The sequence below is a fragment of the Streptomyces sp. NPDC058697 genome (assembly GCF_042715345.1).
Lineage (GTDB): Bacteria > Actinomycetota > Actinomycetes > Streptomycetales > Streptomycetaceae > Streptomyces > Streptomyces liliifuscus.
Genome location: NZ_JBHXSU010000002.1, coordinates 502,792 through 529,294 on the forward strand (window position 1 = coordinate 502,792; position 26,503 = coordinate 529,294).

Annotated in this window: 20 protein-coding genes; 11 read left to right on the forward strand and 9 right to left on the reverse strand. The window is 68.7% G+C overall.

Annotated elements, in window-relative coordinates:
• Positions 1–4: 4 nt before the first annotated feature.
• Both ACFWXQ_RS06820 and ACFWXQ_RS06825 read right to left on the reverse strand, forming a co-directional pair.
• The gene (locus ACFWXQ_RS06820; RefSeq protein WP_383945071.1) at positions 5–316 is read right to left on the reverse strand and encodes a hypothetical protein; all 312 of its coding nucleotides are present in this window, start codon (positions 314–316) and stop codon (positions 5–7) included.
• Positions 313–498: a hypothetical protein gene (locus ACFWXQ_RS06825; RefSeq protein ID WP_200393643.1), complete on the reverse strand. Its 186-nt coding sequence runs from the start codon at positions 496–498 to the stop codon at positions 313–315. The genes ACFWXQ_RS06820 and ACFWXQ_RS06825 overlap by 4 nt, the downstream gene beginning before the upstream one ends.
• A 199-nt stretch (positions 499–697) precedes the next feature.
• Here ACFWXQ_RS06825 and ACFWXQ_RS06830 point away from each other — a divergent pair, with 199 nt between their 5' ends.
• From ACFWXQ_RS06830 to ACFWXQ_RS06855, 6 genes are all read left to right on the forward strand, one after another.
• Complete coding sequence (locus tag ACFWXQ_RS06830; RefSeq protein ID WP_383945074.1) at positions 698–1,702, forward strand: LacI family DNA-binding transcriptional regulator; 1,005 nt, start codon at positions 698–700, stop codon at positions 1,700–1,702.
• Positions 1,703–2,018: 316 nt separating this feature from the next.
• Entirely contained in the window at positions 2,019–3,356 is a 1,338-nt protein-coding gene (locus ACFWXQ_RS06835) for an ABC transporter substrate-binding protein (RefSeq protein ID WP_383945076.1), read from the forward strand.
• A 68-nt stretch (positions 3,357–3,424) separates the two neighbouring features.
• Positions 3,425–4,282, forward strand: a complete 858-nt coding sequence (locus ACFWXQ_RS06840) for a carbohydrate ABC transporter permease (RefSeq protein WP_383945130.1) — start codon at positions 3,425–3,427, stop codon at positions 4,280–4,282.
• A gap of 47 nt (positions 4,283–4,329) precedes the next feature.
• Entirely contained in the window at positions 4,330–5,136 is an 807-nt protein-coding gene (locus ACFWXQ_RS06845) for a carbohydrate ABC transporter permease (RefSeq protein WP_383945133.1), read from the forward strand.
• A 59-nt stretch (positions 5,137–5,195) separates the two neighbouring features.
• Positions 5,196–7,925, forward strand: a complete 2,730-nt coding sequence (locus tag ACFWXQ_RS06850; protein ID WP_383945079.1) for an alpha-mannosidase — start codon at positions 5,196–5,198, stop codon at positions 7,923–7,925.
• Between the two features lie 51 nt (positions 7,926–7,976).
• The gene (locus ACFWXQ_RS06855) at positions 7,977–10,952 is read left to right on the forward strand and encodes a glycoside hydrolase family 2 TIM barrel-domain containing protein (RefSeq protein WP_383945082.1); all 2,976 of its coding nucleotides are present in this window, start codon (positions 7,977–7,979) and stop codon (positions 10,950–10,952) included.
• 58 nt (positions 10,953–11,010) lie between these two features.
• On the opposite strand, the gene ACFWXQ_RS06860 is transcribed toward ACFWXQ_RS06855, so the two are convergent.
• The 4 genes from ACFWXQ_RS06860 to ACFWXQ_RS06875 form a co-directional block, all read right to left on the reverse strand.
• Positions 11,011–11,844: an alpha/beta fold hydrolase gene (locus ACFWXQ_RS06860; RefSeq protein ID WP_383945084.1), complete on the reverse strand. Its 834-nt coding sequence runs from the start codon at positions 11,842–11,844 to the stop codon at positions 11,011–11,013.
• A gap of 83 nt (positions 11,845–11,927) precedes the next feature.
• On the reverse strand, positions 11,928–12,956 hold the full coding sequence (locus ACFWXQ_RS06865; RefSeq protein WP_383945087.1) for a hypothetical protein: 1,029 nt from the start codon (positions 12,954–12,956) through the stop codon (positions 11,928–11,930).
• A 155-nt stretch (positions 12,957–13,111) separates the two neighbouring features.
• Complete coding sequence (locus ACFWXQ_RS06870) at positions 13,112–13,534, reverse strand: hypothetical protein (RefSeq protein WP_383945090.1); 423 nt, start codon at positions 13,532–13,534, stop codon at positions 13,112–13,114.
• 56 nt (positions 13,535–13,590) lie between these two features.
• Entirely contained in the window at positions 13,591–15,747 is a 2,157-nt protein-coding gene (locus ACFWXQ_RS06875; protein WP_386267701.1) for a glycoside hydrolase family 36 protein, read from the reverse strand.
• 86 nt (positions 15,748–15,833) lie between these two features.
• Here ACFWXQ_RS06875 and ACFWXQ_RS06880 point away from each other — a divergent pair, with 86 nt between their 5' ends.
• The 5 genes from ACFWXQ_RS06880 (at position 15,834) to ACFWXQ_RS06900 (ending at position 22,797) form a co-directional block, all read left to right on the forward strand.
• Positions 15,834–16,901, forward strand: a complete 1,068-nt coding sequence (locus ACFWXQ_RS06880) for a LacI family DNA-binding transcriptional regulator (RefSeq protein WP_383945096.1) — start codon at positions 15,834–15,836, stop codon at positions 16,899–16,901.
• A 118-nt stretch (positions 16,902–17,019) separates the two neighbouring features.
• Positions 17,020–18,354 carry an ABC transporter substrate-binding protein gene (locus tag ACFWXQ_RS06885; RefSeq protein ID WP_383945098.1) on the forward strand — a complete coding sequence of 445 codons (1,335 nt, stop codon included), beginning with the start codon at positions 17,020–17,022 and terminating at the stop codon, positions 18,352–18,354.
• A 54-nt stretch (positions 18,355–18,408) separates the two neighbouring features.
• Positions 18,409–19,338 carry a carbohydrate ABC transporter permease gene (locus tag ACFWXQ_RS06890; protein WP_383945101.1) on the forward strand — a complete coding sequence of 310 codons (930 nt, stop codon included), beginning with the start codon at positions 18,409–18,411 and terminating at the stop codon, positions 19,336–19,338.
• Positions 19,339–19,400: 62 nt separating this feature from the next.
• The gene (locus ACFWXQ_RS06895; RefSeq protein ID WP_383945135.1) at positions 19,401–20,225 is read left to right on the forward strand and encodes a carbohydrate ABC transporter permease; all 825 of its coding nucleotides are present in this window, start codon (positions 19,401–19,403) and stop codon (positions 20,223–20,225) included.
• Between the two features lie 100 nt (positions 20,226–20,325).
• Positions 20,326–22,797, forward strand: coding sequence for a CBM35 domain-containing protein (locus ACFWXQ_RS06900; protein ID WP_383945104.1), 2,472 nt, complete (start codon positions 20,326–20,328; stop codon positions 22,795–22,797).
• Here the strand turns inward: ACFWXQ_RS06900 and ACFWXQ_RS06905 are convergent.
• Genes ACFWXQ_RS06905 through ACFWXQ_RS06915 form a run of 3 tightly spaced genes read right to left on the reverse strand, consistent with a single transcriptional unit; the run spans position 22,727 to position 26,249 of the window.
• A complete protein-coding gene (locus tag ACFWXQ_RS06905; RefSeq protein ID WP_383945138.1) occupies positions 22,727–23,242 on the reverse strand; it encodes a TMEM175 family protein in 516 nt (171 codons plus the stop codon). The genes ACFWXQ_RS06900 and ACFWXQ_RS06905 overlap by 71 nt on opposite strands.
• The gene (locus tag ACFWXQ_RS06910) at positions 23,239–23,895 is read right to left on the reverse strand and encodes a response regulator transcription factor (protein ID WP_383945107.1); all 657 of its coding nucleotides are present in this window, start codon (positions 23,893–23,895) and stop codon (positions 23,239–23,241) included. The genes ACFWXQ_RS06905 and ACFWXQ_RS06910 overlap by 4 nt, the downstream gene beginning before the upstream one ends.
• Positions 23,892–26,249 carry a sensor histidine kinase gene (locus ACFWXQ_RS06915; protein WP_383945110.1) on the reverse strand — a complete coding sequence of 786 codons (2,358 nt, stop codon included), beginning with the start codon at positions 26,247–26,249 and terminating at the stop codon, positions 23,892–23,894. Before ACFWXQ_RS06915 ends, ACFWXQ_RS06910 begins: the two co-directional genes overlap by 4 nt.
• Positions 26,250–26,503 lie beyond the last annotated feature (254 nt).

Consider the following 26,503-nt stretch of genomic DNA (forward strand, 5'->3'; position numbering starts at 1 on the left):
CGGTCTACAGGTCGAGTACCGCCCGAAGCGCATCGTCGACCAGCGCCTGCTGCGCCGGGCCGATGTTGCCGAGGCAGGTGCCTGTCTCGAAGCGGGCCGCGGAGAGCTGGAGCAGGTTGACGGCCACGACCGAGGCGTCGACCGGAGTCGCCAGGCGCACGCTCATCGCCGTATCGGGATGAGCCGCGGGGGCGTGCAGCACCAGGGCGACCACGGCCCCGTACCGGTCGGCGAGCCCGTCGAGGCTGGCGATCAGCACGGTCCGGTTGCCCTTGCCGGTGTCGACGTCCCACACGTCGCCCTTGCGGATCGTCACAGAGCGTCGCCCTCGCCGTCGAGGTCGAGGCGCTCCAGGGTGGCGAGCCGACCGGCGGCATCGAGGGTCATCTGACGGCGCACGGCCTTGACGATGTACTCGTTGAGCGAGGCGGCGCCGGCCGCGGCATCGCGCAGCGGTTTGTCCATGGAGTCCGGAATCCGAACGGTGATGGCAGTCATGCCACCAAATCTAGTGCCACGACTGCCACCACCGCACCCCTTCTCCCGATGCCGGTTCCCCAGAAGGCCCGACCGGGGTCGGCCGGGGTCGGCCGGGGTCGGCCGGTTCGCCCAAGGCCCGGCGTCGTGCCGAGGCCCCGTACGTGCATACTCAGGCTTTGCGCGCGCACCGGCGTTCGCGAGAAGCAGGAGGTGGGCGATGGTGTCGGCATCGGGTGCGGAGTCCCGGAAGGTCACGATCAACGACGTCGCCAAGTCCGCGGGGGTGTCCAGGCAGACCGTGTCGCGGGCACTCAACGACAAGGACGAGATCGACAGCGACACCAAACAGCGCGTGCTGGACGCCGCTCGCGCGCTCGGCTACCGGCCGAGCCGGTTCGCCCGGGGCCTGGTCCGCCAGGACACGATGACCATCGGGCTGGTCATCCCCGATCTGCTCAACCCGTACTTCACCGAGGTCGCGGCCTCCGCCCTGGAGGCCGCCCGGACCCATGGCTGGCATGTCGTCGTGTACGACACGGCCGACCGGGCGGAAGAGGAGCTCGGCACGCTCCAGGTGATCAGTTCGCAGGTCGATGCGGTCATCGGCTACTTCAGCTGCTCCGACAGCGAACTCGAGGCGTTCACCCGCGGCATGCCGGTCGTGCTCATCGGCCGTGAGGGCAGGTCCACGCGGTTCACTTCGATCCGGATCGACGGCCGGGAGGGTGTCCACGCCGCGGTCACGCACCTGGTCGCGAAGGGGCATACGCGGATCGGCATGGTCGACCACCAGGCCAGGGCCGAGCCCAGCATCCGGCACACGTGGTTCACGGCGGCCGCGGCGGCGCACGGGATCGACGCGGACATGGTGGTCGGTGCGGACCAGACGGCCGACGGCGGCGGCGCGGCGCTCAGGGAGCTGCTCACAGCTCATCCCGATGTGACCGCCGTCTTCACGTTCAACGACATCATCGCGATCGGCGCTCTGCGGGAAGCCCGCCGGCTGGGCAGGAGCGTGCCGCAGGATCTGGCGGTCATCGGCTTCGACGGTCTTCAGCTCGGGGCGCTCATGGAGCCCCCGCTCACCAGCGTCGCCCTCGACACGCGGCAGCTCGGCGTGCTCGCCATCGAGCAGGTCGCCCGGCTGCTGTCGGACCCTCGCACGCTCGCGGTCGAGGACCTGGTCGTGCACGCCGAGCTGCGGCCGAGCGGGTCCGCGTAACCCGCCGGAAACCCATCCGCCTCGAATGTCTTGACATTGAACGGCGCCGAAGCGCAGACTTCCGAGCACTTCGCATCGCATCTCGCGGAGTACCTCCGAGAACCCCCGTGAGCGCTCCCGTGAGCGTTCACGGGACCGCTCACAAGTATCCATAACCAATGTTTTCGCTCCTTCTGTTTTCACCCCTTCGCCACGGCGCTCGGCGCCTGAACCGACACCGTTGCGTCCTGTCCCTTCCACCCAGAGGGCGTTCCGCCCGAGGGATCAGCATCGAGCCGCCTAGCACCGTCGCTAGCCGTTGTCTGGAACGGAAAATATGAGCAACACAGTCACGCGCATCCGCCTCGCCATCGTCGCCGCGGCAGCCGGAGTCCTCGTACTCGCCGGATGCTCGTCGTCCGACTCGTCGGACAAGTCGTCGTCCGGGGCATCCTGCGAGCCCGCCAAGGGCAAGGTCACCCTCCAGTACTGGAACACCGTCAACGGCATGGACAAGGTCGTCGACCTGTGGAACAAGGACCATCCCGACATCCAGGTCGAGTCGAAGAACATCTCCAACGACCAGTACGGCGCGATCGGCAACGCCCTGAAGGCCGGTAAGGCCCCGGACCTCGCCCAGGTCGGCTACGACCAGCTGCCCACCCTGCGCTCCCAGGACGCCTTCGTGGACGCCACGGCCTGCAAGACGGCCGCCGGCACCGAGTCGAAGTTCGTGCCGTGGACCTGGTCGCAGGCCAGCTTCGGCGGCGAAGGGGTGTACGCCCTGCCGCAGGACACGGGCCCGATGGCCATGTACGTACGCACCGACATCTTCAAGAAGTACGACGTCCCGATCCCGACGACCTGGGACGAGTACACGACCGCCGCTCAGAAGCTCCACAAGGCGGACCCGAAGCTCACCATGACGTTCTTCGACCCGAACAACGCCGAATGGTTCAACGGGCTCCTCTGGCAGAACAACGCGAACATGTACAGCTACTCCGGCGACAAGTGGCACGTCACCGTGGAGTCGGACAAGAGCAAGCAGGTCGCCGAGTACTGGCAGAAGCTGATCGACGACAAGCTCGTGCGCACCGACCTCGCCAACGGCTCGACGCAGATGTTCGCCGCCTACCAGAACGACCAGATGGCCACCCAGCTCGGGGCGGCCTGGGGCTACACGGGCATCCGTGACAACCTGCCCGACCATGCCGGCAAGTGGTCGATCGTCCCGATGCCGACCTGGGGCGCGGGCGGCAACTCCGGTGACTGGGGCGGCTCGACCGTCGCGTTCATGAAGGGCGGCAAGCACCTCTACGAGGCGGCCGAGTTCAACACCTGGCTCAACACCGACCCCAAGGCACTCGCGCTGGCGAACGAGGTGGGCGGCCTCTACCCGGCGTCCACCGACGGGCTGAAGCTTCCCGCGCTGACCAAGGGTGTGCCGTACTACAACAACGAGAAGATCTTCGACGTCTTCGCCGAGTCGTCCAAGAAGATCGACACCGACTTCAGCTGGGGCCCCACCCAGAAGACGGTGAACCTGGCACTGCAGGACGCAATGGCCAAGGCGGTGGCCGGTGACGGCAAGCTGACCAGCGCCCTCGCGGCCGCCCAGGCCTCCGCGCTGAAGTCGATGGACGACCTGGCGATCCCGGCCACGGCGGGCAAGTGACCGCGGAATGACCGACATCGCCACCCGCCCCACCGACGCGGCGTCACCACCGCCCCGGGGCCGGCACCATCGTCGCGTTCCTGACGCCCTTCTTCCTGCCGTTCGTCCTCTTCTACCTGGTGCCCATCGGCTACGCGCTCTGGCAGAGCTTCCGCGTGGTACGCCGCTCCGGCGGGCAGTACGGCACCTCGTACACGACGTTCGGCGGCTTCGAGCAGTACGTCGAGGTGTTCCAGAACGACGAGTTCTGGGCCAGCATCGGCCGCATCGGCCTGTTCGGCATCGTGCAGGTGCCCGTGATGCTGTTCACCGCACTGGTCATCGCACTGCTCCTCGACACCCATCTGCTGAAGCTCAAGGGGTTCTTCCGCACCGCCGCGTTCATGCCGTACGCGGTGCCCGGCGTCATCGCCGCGATCATGTGGTCGTATCTCTACTCGCCCCAACTCAGCCCGATCGTCGACCTGTTGAACGGCATCGGACTGAAGCCGGACTTCCTCGGCCCCGGTGCCGTGCTGTGGTCGGCGGCGAACGTCTCGACCTGGCTGTGGACCGGCTACAACATGCTGATCATGTTCTCGGCGCTGCAGTCCATCCCGCAGGAGCTCTACGAGGCCGCGAGGATCGACGGGGCCAGTAACTGGGCCATCGCCTGGCGCATCAAGGTCCCGATCATCGCCCCGTCCATCGTCATGACCACGGTGTTCTCGATCATCGGCACACTCCAGCTCTACTCCGAGCCCGCCGTGCTGCGCCAGATCTCCTCGAACATCTCCAGCACGTTCACCCCGAACATGCTGGCGTACACGGTGGCCGTCGGGAACAACTACCAGCAGGCCGCGGCCATTTCGGTGGTCATCGCCGTCATCACGTTCGTCTTGAGCTTCGGGTTCATGCGACTGACCTCCAAGAGGGCGGGACTGTGAGCAATCGACCCCCTTCGCAGGAAAGCCGCGTGAGTCGTACGGCCGTCATGGCCCTCATGCTCGTACTGGCGATCTACTTCCTGCTGCCGCTGTACTTCCTGATCGTCGCGGCGACCAAACCGCAGGGCGATCTCGCCTCCACCAGCGGCCTGACGTTCTCGAACTTCCAGCTGTTCGACAACCTGCACACCCTGTTCACCTTCAACAACGGCATCTTCGCTCGGTGGATCCTCAACACGGTCGTCTACGCGGTGCTGGGCGCGGCCGTGGGCACCCTGATCTCGGCGCTGTGCGGCTACGCGCTCGCCAAGTTCCGCTTCCGCGGCCGGGAGTTCCTGTTCTCGGTGATTCTCGGTGGTGTGCTGGTCCCCAGCACCGCGCTGGCGCTGCCGCTGTTCCTGCTGTTCTCCGAAGTCGGGCTCGTCAACACCTACTTCGCGGTGTTCCTGCCGAGCATCGTCAGCCCGTTCGGCGTCTATCTCGCGCGGATCTTCGCGAACGCCGCCGTACCGCAGGAACTCATCGAGTCCGCGCGACTCGACGGCGCCGGCGAGTTCCGCACGTTCTTCTCGGTGTCGTTCAAGCTGATGTCGCCGGCGCTGGTGACAATCTTCCTGTTCCAGTTCGTCGGCATCTGGAACAACTTCTTCCTCCCGATGGTGATGCTCCAGAAGGAGGAGCTCTTCCCGATCACGCTCGGCCTCTTCACTTGGAACGGGCAGACCGCCCGCACCCCGCTCCTCCAGGAGTCCGTGATCATGGGCTCGCTGGTGTCGATCGTGCCCGTGATCATCCTGTTCATCGTCCTCCAGCGGTTCTGGCGCACCGGACTCGCCGCCGGTTCCCTCAAGTGACCGCCCACGCCCGCTCCTTGTCTCCGTACGCCCCGCCCGCACAGAAGGTTCCTCCCGCCATGAGCAACTCCGCCGTCTTCGTGCCCCATTTCCACTGGGACCGGGAGTGGTACGAGCCGTTCCAGGTGTTCCGGCACCGACTGGTCGCCGCCCTCGACACCGTGCTGGAGACGGCCGAGGCTAACCCGGACTTCCGGTTCACCGTCGACGGGCAGATGGCCGCGATCGAGGACTACCTGGAGATGCGGCCGGAGAACCGCGACCGGGTCGTGGCCCTGGTCACCGAGGGACGGATCGCCATCGGCCCGTGGCTCATCCTGCTCGACGAGTTCCTGTGCTCCGGCGAGACCATCGTCCGCAACCTCCAGATGGGGTGGGCGGCCGCGGAGCGGCTCGGTGGCGCGATGCCCATCGGTTATCTGCCGGACATGTTCGGTCACGTCGCACAGATGCCACAGATCCTCGCCCGCGCCGGCATCGAGCACGCGGCACTGTGGCGCGGGGTGCCCGGCTCCGTCGACGGTCATGCCTTCCGCTGGCGCGCGCCCGACGGCTCCGAGGTGCGCACCGAGTTCCTCTTCGACGGCTACGACAACGGCCTCGACGTCCTGCTGGTGCCCGACCAGATCGGCCGCGCGCTGGGCGAGTACGCGGAGATGACGGCCGAGCGGTGGGGCGGAGATCCGGTGCTGGCGATGGCCGGCACCGATCACAACGCGCCCGACCCGCACCTCGCGGCCTGGCTGCGGCAGGCGGCCGGAGAAGGACGGGCCATCACCATCGCGACCCTCGACGAGTACCTGCGCAAGCATGTGCGCGACGAGGTGTCCGCCGTCGTCACCGGCGAACTGCGCAGCCATGTGCGCGGCAACATCCTCCCGGGCGTGCTCTCCGTACGGCTCGGGCTCAAGCAGCGGATGGCGCTCGCCGAGCGCACGGTCGACCACGCCGAGCGCATGAACGCGCTGTGGTCCCGGCGCGACGACTCGCCGTTCCTCTCCCTCGCCTGGCACAAGATCATCGAGTCGACCGCGCACGACTCGGTCGTCGGCTCCGGCACCGACGAGACGTGCGACCAGGTCGCCGCGCGCCTCGCGGAGGCCGCGCAGACCGCGCGTGCTGTTCGGGACGCGGCACTGGCCGAACCCGCCGCCCTGGTGCCGAGCGACGCCCACCTGGTCGCCAACCCGCTGCCGTTCGGGCGTACGGCGCTGGTCGAGGTGGATGTCGCCGCCCCGCCCGCGGGGACGGGGCTGACCGCGATCGCTGCCGACGGTTCGGTGCACCCTGTGCAGCTGATCGCCGAGGCACCGACGGTACTCAGCGACGAGCGCATGGACGCCTCCCAACTCGAACGCGTGCTGCGCCGTATCCATCGCCGCGAGCTGTTCGGCCGTCTCATCGACCGTTACGAACTCACCCCCGGCCAGCTCGTCTTCCACCTCGCGGAGGTCCCGACCAGCGGGCCCTTCGACCTGCTGATCCTGCGCCGGGAGGTAGCCGCCGCGGCCGCCGCGGATCCGGGCGAGTGGCGGGTGCTGACGGTGGAGGAGGCCCGGGCGACCGCACTCGTCCCCGTACAGGTCCCCGCCTCCGGGCTCACCGCCTTCCGGGTCGAGCCGCGCGAGGACACCGCTCCCGAGCCGACCTCGTACGAGCCCGCGACGGCGGCGGACCGCACGCTCTCCAACGGTCTGGTCGAGGTCACGGTCGCCACCGACGGCACGCTGGACATCACCGGCACCGACGGGACCGTACTGAACGGCGTCGGTCGTCTCGTCGACGGCGGTGACCGCGGCGACAGCTACAACTACGCTCCCCCGGCGCACGACCTCCTCGTCTCGGACCCGACGGACATCCTCGTCGACCTTCTCGAGGACGGCCCGCTGCGGTCACGGCTGCGAGTCACCCGCGTCTACGCGTGGCCCGCCGCGCTCTCCTCCGACCGCGATCTGCGCGACGAACCGACCGTGCCGACACCGGTGGAGACACTCGTGGAAGTACGTGCTGGTGAACCGTTCGTACGGGTCACCACCTCGTTCCTCAACCAGTCCGCGGACCACCGGCTGCGCTTCCATGTGCCGCTGCCCGAGCCGGTGGCCACGTCCTCGTCCGCCGGACAGTTCGCCGTCACCGAGCGCGGCCTCACCGCCGAGGGCGGCTGGGGCGAGTACCCGCTGCCGACCTTCCCGGCCAGTACGTTCGTGTCGGCGGGCCCCGCCACGGTCCTGCTCGACCACTCCAGCGAGTACGAACTCGTGGGCGACGGCACCGAACTCGCGGTCACCCTGCTGCGTGCCATCGGCTCGATCAGCGTCAACATCCATCCTCTCCGCGACGAACCCGCGGCGAGCGAGATCCCCGCGCCGGGTGCGCAGGACCTCGGCATGCGCATCGAGAACCGCTTCGCCGTCATCCCCTCGGCGACCGGCTGGCGCGGGGCGAACGCGGTGGCCCTCGCCGAGGAGTTCCGCAACGACGTGCTCGTCACGCGCGGAACGGCGACCGCCGGAGGCCAACAGCCGCCCGACACTGCCGGGTTGCACGTCGACGGCCAGGACGTCCTCGTGTCCGGCATCCGCCGCGTCACCGACGACGAGTCCGGGGCCGGCACCGAGGTGCGGCTGGCCGCGATGCGCGACACCGCGTCCACCGTCCGCGTGACGGGCACGTTCGCCGAGGCCACCACCGTGGACCTGCTCGGACGGCCCCTCTCCCGTAGCTCGGCTGCGAACGAACTCGAACTCGCCCTCGGTGCCTGGGAGATCCGCACAGTCGTACTCCGGTAGAGCCCCGTCGTATCAGCGTCGTACGTGACACACAGAAAGAGTTGTGACCTCTTGCCCAGCCAGCTCTCCCCCCATGTTTCCGACATCGCGCCGGGCCGCGGCGCACTGCGCCCGGCGCGCTCGTGGCTGCACTCCGACGCACCCTCGCGTTCACTGAACGGGTCCTGGCGGTTCCGGCTGTCCCCCACGGCGTCGGTGACGGAGGACTTCGCGGCCGACGGCTTCGTCGACGACGGCTGGGACAGCATCCCCGTGCCCTCCCACTGGGTGCTGGAGGGTGACGGGGCCTACGGCCGGCCGATCTACACGAACATCCAGTTCCCCTTCCCGATCGACCCGCCCCACGTCCCGGACGAGAACCCGACCGGTGACTACCGCCGCCACTTCGACGTTCCCGCCGACTGGTCGGGCGCCGAACGCGTGGTGCTGCGCTTCGACGGCGTCGAGTCGCTGTTCCGGGTGTGGGTCAACGGCGTCGAGATCGGCAGCGCGAGCGGGAGCCGGCTCGCCCACGAATTCGACGTGACCTCCGCGGTGCGCACGGGCGACAACGTCGTCGCCGTACGGGTCCACCAGTGGTCGGCGGCCAGCTACGTCGAGGACCAGGACCAGTGGTGGCTGCCGGGCATCTTTCGCGACGTCACCCTGATCGCCCGGCCCGCCGGCGGCATCGAGGACGTCTGGCTGCGGACCGGCTTCGACCACGGGCGCGGACACGTCGAAGCGGAGATCACCGCCGACGCGGCCGCCTTCCCGGTCACGCTGCGCATCCCCGAACTCGGTGTCGACCACGTCTGGGCCACGCCTGCCGACGTGGCCCCCCTCGACGTCACCGGCGTGGAGCCCTGGTCGGCCGAGCGGCCCCGCCTGTACGACGCCACCGTGTCCACGGCCACGGAGAGCATCGCGCTGCGCGTGGGCTTCCGTACGGTCGAGATCCGCGGCGACCAGTTCCTGGTCAACGGCAGCCGCGTCGTCTTCCACGGGGTGAACCGTCATGAGACGCATCCCGAGCGTGGCCGCGTCTTCGACGAGGAGCACGCCCGCCAGGACCTGGCCCTCATGAAGCGGTTCAACATCAACGCCATCCGCACCAGCCACTACCCGCCGCATCCCCGGCTGCTCGACCTGGCCGACGAACTCGGCTTCTGGGTGGTCCTCGAATGCGATCTGGAGACGCACGGCTTCGAGAAGCTCGACTGGGTCGGTAATCCGAGTGACGACCCGGCGTGGCGCGAGGCCTGTCTGGACCGCATCCGGCGCACCGTCGAACGGGACAAGAACCATCCCAGCATCGTGATCTGGTCACTCGGCAACGAATCGGGGACCGGCGGCAACCTGGCCGCCATGTCGTCCTGGGTCCACGCCCGCGACACCGGCCGCCCCGTGCACTACGAGGGCGACTACACCGGCGAGTACACCGACATCTACTCACGCATGTACGCGTCGGTACCGGAGACCGAGCAGATCGGATCCGACGGCACACGCTCGGCACTGCTGAACTGCACTCCCGCCCAAAGCGCCAGGCAGCGCACCAAGCCGTTCCTGCTGTGCGAGTACGCGCACGCGATGGGCAACGGGCCGGGCGCGTTCGACCAGTACGAGGCACTCGTGCGCCGGTATCCGCGACTGCACGGCGGCTTCGTATGGGAGTGGCGCGATCATGGCATCCTCGCCACGGCCCCGGACGGGACGCCCTACTACGCCTACGGCGGCGACTTCGGAGAGGTCGTGCACGACGGCAACTTCGTGATGGACGGCATGCTGTTGAGCAACGACGTCCCCACCCCCAGCCTCCACGAGTACAAGTCAGTCGTGCAGCCGATCGAGTTCGTCTTCGACGGCGAGAAGGTCGCGGTCACGAACCTGCGTCATTCGGCCGACACGTCCGACCTGCGCTTCCGCTGGCGCGTCGAGCACGACGGAATCCCCATCGCCTCGGGGGACTTGGAGATCCCCCTCGTCGCGCCGGGCGAGTCGCAGTGGGCGTCGCTGCCCCAGGTCGCCGTCGCTCCCGATGCCGAGACATGGCTCACGATCGACGCGACACTGGCAGCGCCAACTACTTGGGCACCTGAGGGACATGTGATCGCGACGGCCCAACTGGACTGCTCGACACGGCGTCCCGTGCCCGCCATCCGGCCACAGGCCGACTGGCGACCGGGCGACGGAACCCTGTCGCTCGGAATCGCCGAGTTCACCGGCGGATCCCTCGTGCGTCTCGCCGGCCGCGCCGTGACGGGGCCGCGGCTGGAGCTGTTCCGCGCGCCGACCGACAACGACGAAAGCCCGTCCGACGGGGTCGAGGACAGCGACGACAGCATCGCCGGGGTGTCCAGCGCCGACCTGTGGCGTCGCGACGGCCTCGACCGGCTGACCACCCGGCGCGTCTCCGTGGAGCACACCGCGGACGCCCTGCGCACCCTCGACAAGGTCTCCGCGGCGAACTCCGCGCTGAGCGTGATGGTGGAGTCCGTCTGGTCGATCGAAGACGGCGAACTGGAACTGCGTGTGGAGATCGAGCCCTCGCGCGGCTGGCAGACAGTGTGGCCCCGGATCGGGGTCCGCTTCGAACTGCCCGACGGCACGGCTCCCGTCGACGGGGCCCAATGGTTCGGCCTGGGCCCGTTGGAGACCTACCCCGACAGCCTCCGCGCGGGCCGCACCGGCCACTTCTCCGCCACGGTCCACGACTTCTCGGTCGACTACGCACGCCCCCAGGAGACCGGCCACCGCTCCGAACTGCGCCGACTGACACTGACGAGCGGCTCCACGGAGGTGCTGCACATCCAGGCGCTTCCCGACACCCGGGGGCGTCGCCCCGGCTTCACCCTCAGCCGCCACACCCCTCAGCAGATCGCCCGGGCCGCACACCCCTTCGAGCTCGGCGACTCAACAACGAGCCACCTGATCGTCGACGCGGCACAGCACGGTCTCGGCTCGCGGACGTGCGGACATGACGTCTGGCCGGACTTCGCGCTTCGCCCCGAGTCACGCACGATCAGGCTGCGTATCTCGGAGGGATAGGAATTAGGAATCCGGAATCCGGGTGCGGCGCCTGAGGCGTCGCGCCCGACCGCGGTGTTCAGGTGCGGGCGAGGAAGCCGAGGAGTGCCTCAGTAGTCTCCTTCGGATGGGTCAGCAGACCCGCGTGAGCGGCCCCGGGTATCGCGACGAACTCTCCCCGGGGAAGCACCTCGACCGCGGCTTTTCCGGACCGCGCCGGGAAGTACAGGTCGTGCTCGAACGCCGCTACCAGCACCGGCTGGTGGATGTCCGCGAGAGCGGACATCCGGTGCCCGTCCCGCGCCCACCGGTCACAGGCCGCCAGCTGCCCGGCCGCTCCCTCGCGGGAGGCCCACAGCGACTCCTGGGCGTCGAGCAACTCCAGCCAGGTGCGCACCTGTTCCTCGTCCTCGCGCAGTACCTCCGGCGGCAGCGAGGTCAGCAGGGTCTGCAGTTTCGTGAACGCCCGAGGCACGTGACCGGTGGCCGAGGCCAGTTCGGTCCCTGTCCGCAGAAAGGCGTCCAGCATGGCTGTCAGTGGCCCGGCACCGGCGAGCAGCACCGCCGCGCGCACCAGATCCGGACGCGTACGGGCCAGAAGTTCGGTGGTGAAGCTGCCGAGCGAGTAGCCGATGACCGTGACAGCGGTCAGTTGCAGGGCGTCCAGCAGGCCGGCCAGGTCCGCGGCAAGGGCCTCGACCGTGTACGGGGCGGGCGGTGCGTCGGAAGGTGCCACACCACGCGCGGCATACGTCACCACCTCGAAGCCCGCGTCGGCCAACGCGCCGCGCAAGCCGCACAACGCCCAGGCGACCGACGGCATGCCGGTACCCCCTACGAGGACAACCGGCCGCCCGGCCCCACAACGCTCGTACGCGATCCGCACCCCGCCACCGACCGACACCGACTCCATGGCCACCCCTCGCGCCGATGATCTGATTGGACGTCAGATACTCATCGTGCCACGACGTCGACGCCGAAGCGGTGGTCACCGAATCAGATGTCGATCGGGGTCAGCCCGGGGTAGATGTCGTGCCAGCGGTAGCGACGGCAGTGGAAGTGGAAGTACGCAAAGGCGGTCATGTACCGGTCGAGGTGCGGGCGTTGCTCGTCGGTGGCGAGGTCCAGGACGCGGCGGTAGGCGGCCAGGCCGCTGTCGAGGCTTCGGCGGTAGGCGGCGAGGTAGGGGATGTTCTCGCTCACCGAGCGGCGGTAGATCCGGCTGGCGAGGAAGTCCTCGCCGTGCACCGCCTCCTTGTAGAAGGACAGGACGTCGTTGATGTCGTTGAGGAACGCGACACAGGAGCTCAGCGCCGCCGACCAGAACGCCCGATGGTGCTGGGCGCTCAAGCAGGGGTCGGTGAACTGAAGTGCGGTGAACCAGAACTGGGAGAAGCCGTTGAAGACGCGGACGAAGTCACTGTCGACCTCGTCGGACGCCTCCGGCGTGAACTCCGCCTCCATGAGGACGCCGGTGACCGCGTTGTAGAAGAAGGTCTTGAAGACGGCGAGGAACGTCGGATCGCAGAAGGGCGCGACCTCGTTGAACATGTGCCGGATGTATCGGGTGTTCGGCGACAGGGCGCCTTGCCCGGGCAGCGCGCCGGCCCGCAGGACGGCTTCGGCCTCTGCGGGGTCGTGGCAGCACACGTCATCCACGTTGGTGGTGAACACCCACATGCGATCGAGTGCGAGGGCGAGCGCATCGTCGGCGATGGGCACCATGAGGGCGCGCATCAGCGTGATGTTGTAGGTGGTGGCGGCGGGTACGGTGACGCCGAACACCGCGAACTCGGTGGTGAGCACGTCCGCGTGGGCGCGGGCCGACGCGAGGTCGACGGGCGGATCGAAGGATTCGGTGAGGGCGATCATCTCGTCGACAAGACCGGAGTCCACGACACCGGCGACCATGGTGCGATGGCGGGCATCCGGGACGGCCGCGAGGCCGCTGCGCGCGGTGCATTGGAGGGTGTCCACGCCAGGCGGTCGGGGATGCCTGATCGTGCGGCTGCCTGTCGAGTCCACACCGCGTCCTTTCCGTACGTCGATTCCGGTCGGAGGTGCGTACCTCGTCCCGAGGCTGCCCCGGCCAGAACCGCAGTACTGTCAAAGCGCGTGAACATCACCCGACCGTGGATCGGTCACCACCCAAACCTGGGCTCTGAGGGACTGGCCGCTGCCTAGGCGCAGCCCGGCGGTTCGTCCTCGGTCGGTACGAACTGCATTGTCGGCATCCCCGCGGCGTCGAAATTGGCCGCGTCCGGGCCGATCAGAGTCATGTAACCGGCGAGCCGCTGACTGTTCTGCGAGGGCGGCTCCCCCTTGACCTGCTCGGGCCCGGGGAACACTGAGTCGAGGACCCACCAACGGCCCCCGAACTTCACCCACTTGATCCCGCAGTGCGTATAGATGTCGTACGGATACGGATGTTGCTGCTTGGGCTTGGCCGGCCCCTCCTGCCACTTGTCCTTGGCTACGGTGCGGGCGGGCAGGGTGGGGCCGGTGTACCCCTCGTCCTCCGGGTTGCCGGATGAGGACGAGCAGCCGGAGAGCAACAGCCCGGCACTCAGCAGTACGACAACGGTTTGGCGCGTTACCTTCATGCACTTCAGACGCTGGGAGTACGTGTTCCGTTCGATCCGTGCGGGGCCCGTGTCCCTCAAACGCCCGACGTGAGACGGATTACCAGGACGCCGGGCATGCGCGGCAGCGACACCCGCAGTCCCTCCCCGTCCCCGCCACCGCCCCCTTCCCAGACCGCCGAACCGGCAGCCGGAGCGGACGGGTGCAGGATCTCGGTACGAACCTCCCGGCCCGCCAAGTGCCGCACCGGCAGGCGGAGTTCGCCCTCCCCGCCGCGACGCCAGACCGACACGTAGGACGTACTGTCACCGGGCACCCGCATGCCCAGGGCCAGCCAATCGTCCGTCCAGCCCGGAAGGCCGAGCGGCCAGAACGGCACGGCCTCCGCGAGGTCCCCGCGGATGGACTTGTACACGGCCACCGCGTCCCGTACGAGCCCGAGTTGGTGCTCCGACATCCGGTTCAGGTGGCCCGACAGATGGATCCGCCCGAGCAGCGCCCCGCCCAGGGTGAAGGTGATCAGGTTGTCGTCGAACTCGGGCTGCGGGTAGGCCCAGACGGCGCCCTGCTCCGGCGGTACCGCCGTTGGCGCTGCGGCGGCGATCGGCGGGAAGCGGAGCGGGTCCTGCTGGTCGCTGGTGGACTGGAGCTGGGTGACGGCCAGCGTCGCCCCGTCCATCCGCATCCCGCCCGAGGCGCAGTTCTCGATCACCAGACCCGGGTGCCGGTCCAGCACCTCGGACAGCCAGTCCAAGTATGCCTCGGCGTGACCGAGCAGTCCCGCTCCCGGCGCGATGTCCCCGGGGGCGCAGGTCCCCGGGTCGACCACGATGTTGTAGTCCAGTTTGAGGTAGCCCACCCCCCAGTCGCCGACGAGCCGGTCCACCGTCTTGTCCAGGTGCGCACGGGCGGCGGGGTGTCGCAGATCGAGCTGGTGGCGGCCCTGCTCGGTGATGCGCAGGCCGTCGCGCTGGAAGAAGGCGTCCGGCGGCAGTGAGTCCGCGACGGGACTGCGTACGCCCACAACCTCCGGCTCCAGCCACAGACCGGGCACCATGCTGCGTTCCCGGATCCGGTCGAGGACCACCTGGATTCCGCCGTCGGGGAAGCGGCGCGGCGAAGGCAGCCACTCGCCGACGCTGTCCCACCAGCCCTCGGTGCCGTCGTCGTACCAGCCGGAGTCGATGCAGAAGTACTCCGACCCGGCCTCGGCGGCCGCGTCGATCAGCGGCAGCAGTTTCTCCGTCGTCGGGTCGCCCATCAGCGTGTTCATGTAGTCATTGAAGACAACCGGCAGCGTGGTGTGGTCCGGGTGCGGGCGGCGGCGCACGGCACGGCGGTACGAAGTCAGGGCGCCGAAGGCGTCGTCCAGCCCGGAACCGAGGGCCAGGACGCCGTGCACGGTGGTGAATTCGGAGCCAGGTGCCAGTCGGACCCGCCATTGGTGCTCCGCGTCCATGGGCCCGTTCAGCGCCAGATACGTACCGTGGTCGCGCTCGCCCAGGTCCCAGCGCCAGCCCGCCGGGGATTCGATCTGCCACAACCAGGCCCGGCCGCCCCCGCGTTCGGTGAGGGCGCCCATCGGAAGGTGTCCGTCGGTGGGCCAGCTGCCGCGTCCGGTCAGGGTCAGTGCCGCCCGGCTGTCGTGCTGGTGGACGTCGACGTGGATGTCGGTGACGGTGTCCCGCAGCGGCTCGGTGTGCCAGCGGCACTCCGCCAGCCAGTCGTTGCGGGCGCGGTGGACGTCGAGGCTGTCGGGGGAAGGAAGGGCGCCCATCAGCAGACTGCTGACGGACTGGACGACCAGAGGTTCCTCTCCGTCGTTGCGGAGGCGGACGCGGGAGCGGAGCACGGGCCGTTCGATGGGCGAGGACAACTCGACGAAGGCGGTCAACCCGGTCCGGGCATCGTGGAGTTCGACGGTCAGGTACGTCCAGCCGTCGCGTTCCTCGGTGACATGACCGCGGTACCGCAGGCGCGAACCGAGTGCCGTGCCGGTGAAGCGCGGGCCGGACCAACCGCTGCCGTGGCCGAGGGCGGTGACCTCCACAAGGTGGAGAGGGGCATCGGAGCCGGACTCGGACACCGGATCGCCAGGGCGTGCCAGCCGCACCAAGCGCAGGACCCCGTCGGCGCCGGTGGCGAGCTCCGCCTCCAACCCCCGGTGGCCCCAAGTGACCTGCTGGTGAGTGTCGTTGGGGGCCGTGCCCGCCGCGTCCGACGTAACGGTCAACGTCGTTCCCCTCCCGCTGATCGCCGCTGCCGGCGGTCTGAGTCTGCCGCGTGAATTCATGATTACGGTCTCTTGACGAGCCCCATGTGACCGGTCACAATCCTGGCATGAATGTGACCGGTCACACAAGGCGCTCGGTGAGTATCAGGGATGTCGCGACCGCGGCCGGGGTCTCGTACCAGACCGTCTCCCGGGTGATCAACGACCATCCCAGCGTCAAGCCGTCCACCCGGGAGCGGGTGCTGGCAGCCATCGACGAACTGGGGTTCAGGCGCAACTCCACCGCGCTCGCCCTCGCCAGCGGACGCAGCCGCGCCGTGACCGTGCTCACCTCCAACACCACGCACTATGGCTACGCTTCGGTCCTCCAGGGCATCGAGGAGGCCGCGCGAGCGGCCTCCTACACGGTGGGGATCGGCGTTCTCGAATCCGCCGACGGGGCCGACGAGGCGGACGTCGCCGCGCAGGTGCAGCGGTCGGCGGACGCCGGCGGCGGGCTGATCGTGATCGCATACGATCCGGCCGGTGTGCGGGCCCTGGGTGCGGTGCCCGACGGTCTGCCGGTCGTCGGCGTGGTGGAGACCCCCGCGACCCCGCCGGGCGACGACCGGCCCTGGGTATGGGCCGACGACCGCGAGGCCGCCTACGAAGCGACCCGCCATCTGCTCTCCCTCGGCCATGAGACCGTGCACTACGTCGCCATCCCGTCCAGCACCCGGCGCACCAGCGCTCGTACCACCGGCTGGCAGCAGGCGCTCAAGGAGGCCGGAGCGCGGCGGCCCCGCCCGCTGCAGGGCAGTTGGGGCCCGGCGGGCGGCCACGCGGCGGGCCTGAAACTCGCGGGGAATCCTGACGTCACCGCGATTCTGTGCGGCAACGACGACCTCGCACTCGGGGTCATCCGTGCCCTCCACGAGACGGGCCGGGCAGTCCCCGGCGACGTCAGCGTGGCCGGGTTCGACGACGCCCCGCACTCCGCCTATCTCACCCCGTCGCTGACGACCGTACGACTGGACTTCACCGGGCTCGGGCGGTCCGCGTTCGCCCTGCTGCACGGCGTGCTGGAGAAGTCCGCTCAGATCGCCCCGCACCCCGTCTCCGTACCGGAACTGGTGGTGCGGGAGAGCTCGGGGCCGCCGCCCGAACGCGGGTGACCCGTGCCCGCTCCCTTTCTTTCGCTCTGTTTCGCTCCACCCGAACTGCCCGCTCGCACCTCCTCAGTTGGACCGCTTTCCGATCCGCCGACCTGAGCCCGTTCGCGAAAGGCACACCATGAAGAGAAGAGCCCTGCCCGCGCTGGCGTTCATATGCGCAGCCGCTCTGTCCGCCACCGCGTGCAGCGACCCCACCACCGGCGACTCCGGTTCCTCCTCCGACTCGGGCGGCAAGCAGACGAAGGTCGACCCGACCGCGCGCCTGGACGGCGTGAAGCTGACCATGTGGACCGCACAGAACACCATCAACGCCCCGAAACAGGTCATCGACGCCTTCGAGAAGGCCACCGGCGCCGAGGTCGATGCCCAGGCCATCCCCGACCCGTACGAGCAGAACGTGCCGACCAAGCTCGCCTCCGGCGACAAGCCGGACCTGATGTTCTGGCAGCCGTCCATCTCCACGCTGCCCTTCATCCAGCCGAAGCAGAACCTCCTGAGCCTCGACGGGGAGGAGTGGGAGTCCAGGCTCGGGGACACCGAGAAGTCGCTCGGCCTGATCGACGGCAAGCGGTACGCGGCGATCGTCACCAGCCCCTCCATGCTCGGCGTCTACTACAACAAGGACGTCTTCAAGGAGGCCGGGCTCACCGAGAAGGACTTCCCGAAGTCGTACGACGAGCTGCTGGCGCTCGGCAGCACGATCACGGACAAGACCGACGCGGCGGGCTTCTACGAGGCAGGCGGCGACAAGTGGCCGCTGCAGTGGCAGACGCAGGTCCAGCTCACCGACCTCGACAAGCAGTGGTGGGCCGACCTCAACCAGAACAAGGAGAAGTGGACCGACCCGGTCGTCGTCGGCGCCATCAAGAAGTACAAGGAGAAGCTGCTCGACGCGGGCCTCGCGCAGAAGAACTACAAGACCGGCACCTTCACGGGGCAGGCCGACTCCCTCTGGAAGGGTGAGTCCGGCATGGTCCTCAACGTCACCTCCTTCCAGAGCCAGTTGCAGGCCAAGTACTCCACGGCCGAGATCGACAAGAGGATCGGCTGGTTCCCGATCGCCAACTCCTCCGCGACCGGGATGTACTCCCCCGACCAGACCAACGGCGTGGTCGCGTTCAAGACCGGTGACGAGAAGCGGCAGAACGCCGCCCGCCAGTTCATGGCCTTCTGGCTCGGGCCGGACTACCCCGACTACATCAAGGCGATGAAGATCCCCTCCGTGCAGCCGTCCGTGCCGACCCCCGACGGCCTTCCCCAGGCGTCGAAGGACCAGGTCGCCGCGCTGCCCACCGCCATCGGTGTCTTCCAGGCCAAGGCGATCGTCGCGCCGGACACCCACCTGTATCTCGCCGACATGCTCTACGGGAAGAAGAGCCCGCAGCAGGTCGCGCAGGCGATCCAGGACCAGTTCGCGCAGGTGGCCAAGGCCCAGGGCGCGACCGGCTTCTAGCCCGACAGCCCGACCGACCCGAACCCGACCGACCCGACGGGCAGGGATTTTCCGATGGCGGACTCGGCCATACGCACGCGTACGCAGAAACCGGCGCCCGCCAAGGGCCGGACAGGAAGGGTGGGACGGCTGCCCCGCGCCGCCGTCCATCACCCCTGGTGGTTCGCGCTCCCCGCGATCGCCGTCTTCGCGGCCTTCTTCCTGGTGCCGAACCTGCTCAACTTCTATTACCCGTTCACCAATTGGTCCTCGTACCACGCGGACATCGCCTTCACCGGCCTCGACAACTTCAAGACCATCGCCGACGACGGCTCACTGCTGCGGGCGATCCGTACGACCCTGGTGTACGCCCTGCTGGCGGCGGTGTTCCAGAACGGCTTCGGGCTGGCGCTGGCGCTGCTGCTGGAGGCGGACTCCCGGTTCAACCGGTTCTTCCGTGCCGTCTTCTTCCTGCCGGTGCTCATCTCGGCGCTCGCCACCGGCTACGTCTTCCAGGCGCTGCTGAACCAGGACGGCGCCGTCAACGGTCTCCTCGGCACCAACATCCCCTGGCTCGGCTCGACGACGTGGACGCTGGTCCTGGTCACCGTCATCCACGGCTGGAAGTGGATGGGCCTGTCCATGCTGATCTATCTGGCCGGCCTCAAGGGCATCCCCGGCGAGATGCTGGAGGCCGCGAAATGTGACGGCGCCGGGCCGTGGCGGACCTTCTGGTCGGTGCGCTGGCCGATGCTCGCCCCCGCGCTGACCTTCAACGTCACCACGGCGCTGATCGGTTCGATGAACACCTTCGACATCGTGCAGGCCACGACGGGCGGCGGGCCCGCGGCCTCCACCGAGGTCTTCAACATCTACATGTTCCGCATCTTCGGACAGGGCCTGTACGCCCAGGCCTCCGCGATGAGCCTCGTCCTCTTCCTGGTCGTGGTCGCCGTCGCGATCCCCCTCGTCATCGGACTGCGCCGAAGGGAGCAACTGCTGTGAGCACCACCGCGAACACCGCATCCGCCGCGCTTCCCGCATCCGCTGTGCGTCGCGCGTCCGCCGTGCACCCCGCCTGGCGTTACGGCCGTCCGGCGCTCGTCCTGCTGATCGCCGGGGTCGCCGTGGGCGTACCGCTGTGGCTGGTCGCCGTCACCTCCGCCAAGCCGCAGGCCGAAGCGATCACACCCAACCTGGACTTGCCTCGGCAGTGGCAGCCGTCCAGCAACTACGAGGACGCCGTCGGCCAGGGCGAGATGCTGCGCGGCTTCTTCAACTCCCTGCTGGTCGTGGTGCCTTCGGTCGCCCTCGTACTGATCCTCGGAGCGGGCGCCGCCTGGGTCTTCGCGCGCCGCAAGTCGAGGCTGGTCTCGGCGGCGTACGCGCTCTGCATCAGCGGACTGCTGCTGCCGCCCGCCGTCATCACCATCGTCATGGAGCTGCGGCAGCTCGGGCTCGCGGGCACCCGGCCAGGAATGATCGCCGTCTACACCGGGATGTACCTCTCCACCTCGATCTTCTTCATGACCGGCTTCATCCGGGCCATCCCCGTGGAGCTGGAGGAGGCCGCGCGGATGGACGGCGCGACGCCGCTGCGGGTCTTCCGGCAGATCATCCTGCCACTGCTCAGGCCGGTCATCGCCACCGCGACGATCATGGTGATGCTCTACGCCTGGAGCGACATCTTCTACGCCTTCTTCGTCCTCGGCGGCGGAGACAAGGCGACCCTGCCGCTCAACCTCTACAAGGTCGCCAGCGCCCAGCTCTACCTCAACAACTGGCATCTCGTCTTCGCGTACGTCGTGGTGATGAGCCTGCCCATGGTCGCCATCTTCCTGGTGGCCCAGCGAAAGATCGTGTCCGGAATCACCAGTGGAGCCGTCAAATGACTGGAGGTCCAACAGCGTGAGCACCCCCAACCGTTCGGGATCCCGCACCAGGTCCCGTACCAGAACCGCCCTTGTCACAGCCGTACTTGGAGTCACCGCCATGGCAGGCACCCTCCCCGCGGCGGGGACCGCGACCGCCGCCGCCGACCCGCAGCGGGTCACCGTCGACCTCGACGCGTCCGAAGGCCCGGTGATGCACGGCGCCAACGGCACTCTGTACGGGCTCAGCGACGACGGCGTGCCCAGCGACGCCGTGCTGGCACCCTTGAAGATCACCAGCGTCTCGCAGAAGCCGGAGGGCGGCGCCCAGCACCCCAACGGCGACGCGCTCACCGTCTCCAAGTCGTTCTTCCGCAACGGCGGCGGCGAGATCCTGGTGATGATGCAGGACATCTACTCCAAGTGGCCGTACGAGGACCTCGGCATCGCCGACTACCTCCCCAAGGTCGACAAGATCGTGACAGAGGTGTCGGCCGACCCGAACAGCGACCGCTTCGTCTACATCCCGTTCAACGAGCCCGACCAGATCTGGTACAACCTCGGCACCTCCAACCAGGCACAGTACGAGGTCAACCGCGACCGGTTCTTCAAGGACTGGAAGACGGTGTACGAGCGCATCCGCGCGATCGACCCCGACGCCAGGATCGCCGGCCCGAACGAATCCGGCTATCACACACGCCTGTTGAGGGACTTCCTCACCTTCGCGAAGCGCGAGAACGTCCTGCCCCAGATCATGACCTGGCACGAGTTGGACTCCAGCTCGCTGAAGAACTTCCAGGGGAACTACGACAGTTACCGCGCGATCGAGCGCGAACTCGGCATCGCACCCCTGAAGATCAACATTGACGAGTACGCCAACCGCCGCGACCTGTCCGTTCCGGGCCAACTCGCCCAATGGGTCTCGATGTTCGAGCGGAACAAGGTGTACGCCAACCAGGCGTACTGGGACGCCGCCGGAAACCTCGACGGCAACGTGGTGCGCTCGAACATCCCCAACGGGGGCTGGTGGTTCTTCCGTTGGTACGCCGGGCTGACCGGCAACACCGTCAAGGTGACTCCGCCGCAGGCCAACACCATCGACACCCTTCAGGGTCTGGCCTCGTACGACAAGAAGCGGCGCCAGGCTCAGGTCCTGCTCGGCGGCTCGGCCGGTGACTCCGACGTCGTCGTCCAGAACGTCTCCCGGTCCGTCTTCGGCCGCACGGTGACCGCGACCGTCGCCGAGTCCGCCTGGTCGGGCTACGAGGGCCAGCACGCGGCGCCGCGTGTCCTGACGCGGACGAAGGTCAAGGTCGCGGCCGACGGTTCGGTGACCGTCCCGCTGCGCGGCATGCACAAGATGTCCGCCTACCGGATCGCCCTCACCCCCGGCGGCTCGGGCACCCCGTCCACCGCTTCCGTCCCGTGGGCCGCCTCGTACGAGGCCGAGGACGCGGCCATCACCGGAGGCCAGGTCTACACCCAGGGCACGGTCAGCAACGCCAACGGCTACGCGGCCTCCGGGACGAAGGACGTCGGCTCGCTCAACACCGCTTCCAGCAAGGTCGACTTCACCGTGACGGTACCCAAGGCCGGCACATACGACCTGGCGATCCTGTACGGCAACCAGTCCGGGGCACCCGCCACACAGAAGCTGTCGATCGACGGCAAGGACCCGGTCACGGTCACCTATCCCTCGACCGAGAACTGGACCTACCGCGCCAAAAAGGACGTCACCGTCGAACTCCCGGCCGGCCAACATGTGCTGACGCTGGCCAAGGGCGACGCCGAGGTCACCCTGGACCGCATCGACCTGACCGCCCGTACCACCGCCGCGCCTTCCGCGTCGTACGAGGCCACGCTGGCGGACATCAGCGGGAAGCCGTCCTACGACTACTCCTCGTCGGCCGGGGTCGGCACGGGCTCCCTGGTCCTGCGCTCCGGTGACAAGGCGGTCTTCGACGCCTACGCACCGCGCGACGGCTACTACACGGTGGTGTCGCACGCCTCTGCGGCGGTGAAGTTGTCGCTGCACGGTGAGCAGGTGACGGCTGCACCCGGCCGGGCCCTGCGGCTGTATCTCGTGGCGGGCAACAACCGCATCGCGATGACGGCCAAGGCCGCCGCCGTCCGCTCCCTCGACGTCTCGGGCGCAGGCTCGACGTCGGGCACCCTCTCCTACGAGGGCGCCGCGGCTACCCTGGCGGGCGGCGCGAAGCTCGTCGACTCCGCCCACGCCTCGGCCGGTTCCTACATCGGCTGGCTCGGCAACAGCGCTTCCAGCACTGCCGAGTTCACGGTGGACGCGGCCAAGTCCGGCCGCTACATGCTGGTCGTCCACTACGCGCACAACGACCGGCGCGACAACGGCCACTCCTACAACACCGACATCATGTCCCGTACGGCGGACATCACGGTGGGAACCTCCGCCCCCCAGAAGGTCACCTTCAAGAACACCTGGAGCTGGGACGACTACTGGACGGTGGGCGTCCCCGTCGACCTGAAGAAGGGCTCCAACAAGGTCACGTTCGGGAACGCGACCGCGTGGGCTCCCAACCTCGACCGGATCGAACTGGGCCGAGTCGTCGGCTAGTCGGCCGCCTCCACGCTGACGGCGCACGCCTTGGGCCGTAGCGGTAGAAGGGCAGGGAGTAATCAGGGCACGCTTGGCCGGATCTCGACGGAGATCCAGCCAAGCGACACGACACGGGGAACCACATGGCTGCTTCCGTGTTGACGAAGGCCAGGGGAATGGAGAGGCCGAAGACCGCGTGGATCGTGGCCATGGCGCCCGCGCAGAGGGCGACCGTTTCGGGCTGGGAGGCGTACTCGGCCAGGGGCGCCGTAGGGAAGGGCAGCAGGGCGACCAGGCCGAGGTCGATGAGGGTCAAGCGGGTGACCATGGTCGTCTCGGTGGGCAGTGCGGTGAGGATGCGGCGGTGATCACGCCAGAATCCGGCGATGAGGGTGAAGCTGAGGGCGAAGGCGCCGATGTCGGGTTGGCCGTCGCGGTGGACGACTCGACCCCCGCCGCTCAGAGGTCGTCCACGTCGACCAGCCCGTCCTGGATGGCGCGGGCGACCAGGCTTGCCTTGGTCCGCGCGGGTCGGCCGACGTTCGCGTACTTGATGCGCACCCGGTCCAGATACGAGTTGACCGTTCGTACGGAGATTCCGAGGCGCTGCGCGACCAACTCCTTCGACTCCGACTGGAACCACTCGATGAGCGCGTTCTCCTCGCCCGCCGAGAGCTGGGGTCGGTCGGCGCGGGCGTTCGTTCCCAGCGCGCCGGCCAGCGCGGGCGGCATGTAGGGCCGCTCATCCGCTGCTGCCAGCGTCGCCTCGACCAGGTGATCCTGGCCCTCACTCTTGGTCAGAAAAGTCGCGGCTCCCAAGTCCAGGCAGGTGAGCGCCGTCTTCTCGTCGTCCCGCATCGAGTAGACGACCACCTGCCGCCCGGAATCGACAAGTCTTCGGAGGCTGCTGAGGGCGGGAGCGCCTTCGCCCAGTTGCAGATCCAGGAGGACAACATCGGCCGTGCTGCCCGGCGCGGTCCAGGCTTCCCGTACGGAACCGCCGGCCGCGACGACGGTGATGGGCCGCGCCGATGCGGCGTACCACATCTCCACGCCCGCGAGGATGGCGGGATGATCGTCGACGACGACCACGCTGACTGGTGCGCTGTTGCTCATGTCAGCTCAACTTCTGAGGCCGCCGATTTGCTCCAACTGGCCTCCACCCACACACTTCCGCCGCGAGTGGTTCTCGCCACGGACACCTTCGCGTCCGTGGCACGGCCATGCGAGGGGGCGGCCTCCCCCGTGTTGCGGCCGTCGGCGCAGTCCACGCCGACCACGCTCACCCGGACCGTGCGGGGTGTCCATACGACGGTCACCCGCGCGGTCGAGCGGGTATGGCCCAGAATCACCGTCACCGGGTCGATCAGCTTCCTGCGTACCTCCAGAGGCACCTGCCCCCGCTGGCCCCTTACTGCCAGGCTCACCGTCACCCCTTGGCGCTCGGCCACCTCGACGCATGCCCGCAACTCGTTCAGCAGCGGGTCCAGGACGGCATCGCTCTCCGCGAACAGGCGGCGCATACGGGCGGCTTCCACGCCGCACCGCAGCCTGACCTCCTCGTCGTACGGGCTCAGCACACCGTGGCCAAGGCCCGCGAGCAGTGGCACTGTCGTGGCCGCCAGGGCGCGGTAGCGGTCCTTGTGGTCACGCTGCATGTCTTCGTGGATGCGTTCCCGGGTACGCAGTTCCTCTTCCTGTGCGGCCGCGGTCCCTGCTGCAGGCGCCGTGCCGTCGAGCAGGTGCGTCAGTAGGACACCGACGGAGAGCTGGAAGCCGCAGATGGATATCGCGGAGATCCCCATGGTGGCCGACTCCGCGGCGGTTGGCACTCCCGACAGGAACACAGCGGTCGCGTTGAGCCCGATATGCGCCCCGAGGAACGCCGCGAACGCCCTGACAGGCAGGTCTGCCAGCAGAAACAGCGCATGCCAGCCGACCACTCCGAACGCCCAGTCCTCCGCCCCTGTCAACCGCTCCGGCGGGAGTGTGAACGCGCCTGTCGCCGAAACGGCCAGCACCGCGCCCAGGCTCCACCCGCGCACCCGCGGCGGGATCTGCCTGCCACGGAGCAGAAAGGCGGCGCCGGTCGCCGCGACGGCGGCGAGGCAGACGAAGGCCGCTGTCTGTGCCCACGCGGGGCGGTACACGCCCTGGTGGGCCGTGAGCAGGTGCAGCGAGAGGGTGAACTGCGACAGCAGGCTGATCAGCAGCGCGGCCAGTTGGGCCCCGTGCAGCAGCTGTCTGCGGATGAGGCGGACGACGGCCGTGTGTGCCCGGTCGCGGGGCGGGGACGGTAAGTCCGTCGCCTGCGCTCCGTCCGCTGGCTGCAGTGGCCGGGCTCGGTCGTGCCAGCGCCACTGCACGCGGGTCCCGGTGCCCGGATGTGAGGTGACCGTGGCGGAACCTCCGACGGCGTGCATCCTGCCGATGATGGACCCATTGATGCCCCGGCGCCGCGCGGGGACGGACTGCGGGTCGAAGCCCCGTCCCGCGTCGGACAGTTCGACGACGGCGCCTTCGTCCTCCATCCATGCCCTGAGCTCCGCCTCCCTCACCCCGGCATGGCGTGCCACATTGGTGACGGCCTCCCGGACCCCGTTGAATATCGCAAGCCCAGGGCCCGACGGGACCGCGAGCGGGCCGTCGATGTGCGTCTTGAGCCGCACCCTGGCCTGTCCCTCGCCTTCGGGCACACAGCCGAGAAGTGCCGCAAGATCGACACTCCCCGTCTCGAACCCGGGCACGGCGGACAGTGCCTCCAGATCCTTTCTGGCACGTGGAGGCAGCCACGACCAGTCCAGCCCGTCGCCCTGGGAGACCATCAGCAGCGTCGCGCTCGCCGTGTCGTGCAGGGTCGCCAGGTACTCGCGCTCGGCTGCTCTGCGTGCGACGGCGACATCGGCCTCCCGGCGCGACGCCGCCCTGAGCGCGGCCGACCGGTCCGCGGCCCTGGCCCGCGCCCGGACGATGAGGTAGGCGGCCCTCGACAGGCCCGCCAGGAAAACCAGGCGCACCAGAGGGATCAACTCCGGGCCGTGCCCTGGCGAGGAGAGGATGTCGCCGAGCGCACAGGCGACAACCCCCAGCGCGGCCAGGGCAGCCCCGGGCAGAGGGCGCGTCGCCCACTCGTGCTGGAAAGTGATGACGCTGATGCTGACAATCGCCTCCACCATCACATCCGCGCCCTCGCCGCCGAGCACCGGCTGAGACAGCCCCGTCAGCACCACCACAGCCGCGTCCAACGTCCACAGCAGGGCGAACGGCAGCGGGCGGCGCAGCGCGTAGAGGCGCACACCGCAGGCGAGGAGAGCGGGCACCAGCAAAGACATCGCCAGCGGAATGTCCGCCGCATCCGCCGAGACGACGCCCAGCGCACTGCACAGACAGACCACAGTGGACCGGAGCCACACCCCGTACCGCTCAAGGGCCAGGATCACCAGGCGCTCACTGGACCTGGGACCGTCCATCGGCTCAGCGGCTCTGTCCCCGTTCCCCTCGTGTCCCCCATGCCGCATAGAAACAAGGGTAGTTGACCCGCGATCAAGGTAGAGCGCCCCTTCGCCTCCGGCCTCGGTGCGACGAAGCGGTCTCGCCCGCTGACTTGCGCGTACTCCGGGGTGTGCGGCGGCCGTTCTTTGTGGGGCAAACGACCGTCACCGTCGGCGATCGGGCCGGGCTACTGTGCCCGTCGTACGGGGCTGACACCGGCCTTTGCGGCGCG

Coding starts and splice junctions, on each gene's coding strand:
- ACFWXQ_RS06850 (WP_383945079.1), top strand. CDS start 5,196: ATGAGCAACTCCGCCGTCTTCGTGCCCCATTTCCACTGGGACCGGGAG.
- ACFWXQ_RS06900 (WP_383945104.1), top strand. CDS start 20,326: ATGGCAGGCACCCTCCCCGCGGCGGGGACCGCGACCGCCGCCGCCGAC.
- ACFWXQ_RS06915 (WP_383945110.1), bottom strand. CDS start 26,249: ATGGACGGTCCCAGGTCCAGTGAGCGCCTGGTGATCCTGGCCCTTGAG.
- ACFWXQ_RS06870 (WP_383945090.1), bottom strand. CDS start 13,534: ATGAAGGTAACGCGCCAAACCGTTGTCGTACTGCTGAGTGCCGGGCTG.
- ACFWXQ_RS06910 (WP_383945107.1), bottom strand. CDS start 23,895: ATGAGCAACAGCGCACCAGTCAGCGTGGTCGTCGTCGACGATCATCCC.
- ACFWXQ_RS06835 (WP_383945076.1), top strand. CDS start 2,019: ATGAGCAACACAGTCACGCGCATCCGCCTCGCCATCGTCGCCGCGGCA.
- ACFWXQ_RS06890 (WP_383945101.1), top strand. CDS start 18,409: ATGGCGGACTCGGCCATACGCACGCGTACGCAGAAACCGGCGCCCGCC.
- ACFWXQ_RS06830 (WP_383945074.1), top strand. CDS start 698: ATGGTGTCGGCATCGGGTGCGGAGTCCCGGAAGGTCACGATCAACGAC.
- ACFWXQ_RS06845 (WP_383945133.1), top strand. CDS start 4,330: ATGGCCCTCATGCTCGTACTGGCGATCTACTTCCTGCTGCCGCTGTAC.
- ACFWXQ_RS06860 (WP_383945084.1), bottom strand. CDS start 11,844: ATGGAGTCGGTGTCGGTCGGTGGCGGGGTGCGGATCGCGTACGAGCGT.
- ACFWXQ_RS06825 (WP_200393643.1), bottom strand. CDS start 498: ATGACTGCCATCACCGTTCGGATTCCGGACTCCATGGACAAACCGCTG.
- ACFWXQ_RS06885 (WP_383945098.1), top strand. CDS start 17,020: ATGAAGAGAAGAGCCCTGCCCGCGCTGGCGTTCATATGCGCAGCCGCT.